The following is a 409-nucleotide window of genomic DNA, read 5'->3' on the forward strand; positions in this document are numbered from 1 at the left end:
TTATTGTGGCCCGTTGGTCAAGCGGTTAAGACACCGCCCTTTCACGGCGGTAACACGGGTTCGAATCCCGTACGGGTCATTTTCTCTTTTGAGAGAAAAGATACATATGTTCAGTTATTTCGTGGAAGTTGACTTCTGGTTGCGGAAGCGGATCTGGATGGTAGTGATTGATAGCTATTTTGCTATCGTGAAGCAATGATGTTCTTTGTTTTCGCTAACGCGAAACATTAATGATAGCTATTTTGCTATCGCAAAAGCTTTGGTCCGGTAGTTCAGTTGGTTAGAATGCCTGCCTGTCACGCAGGAGGTCGCGGGTTCGAGTCCCGTCCGGACCGCCATTTATCTTCCGAAAAAAGTTGTTGACTTCGAAAGATCGACATGGTATGATAAATACCTCGTCAAAAAATGA

Annotated in this window: 2 tRNA genes; both read left to right on the plus strand. The window is 45.0% G+C overall.

The features are described 5' to 3' along the window. Positions 1-7 precede the first annotated feature (7 nt). A tRNA-Glu gene (locus tag ACNA6I_RS10600) sits at positions 8-79 on the plus strand. A 182-nt stretch (positions 80-261) separates the two neighbouring features. Further along, positions 262-338 (plus strand) — tRNA-Asp (locus tag ACNA6I_RS10605). Positions 339-409 lie beyond the last annotated feature (71 nt).

Origin of the sequence: Rossellomorea sp. FS2, assembly GCF_047915635.1 — a bacterium.
In the GTDB taxonomy this organism is placed as follows: domain Bacteria; phylum Bacillota; class Bacilli; order Bacillales; family Bacillaceae_B; genus Rossellomorea; species Rossellomorea marisflavi_A.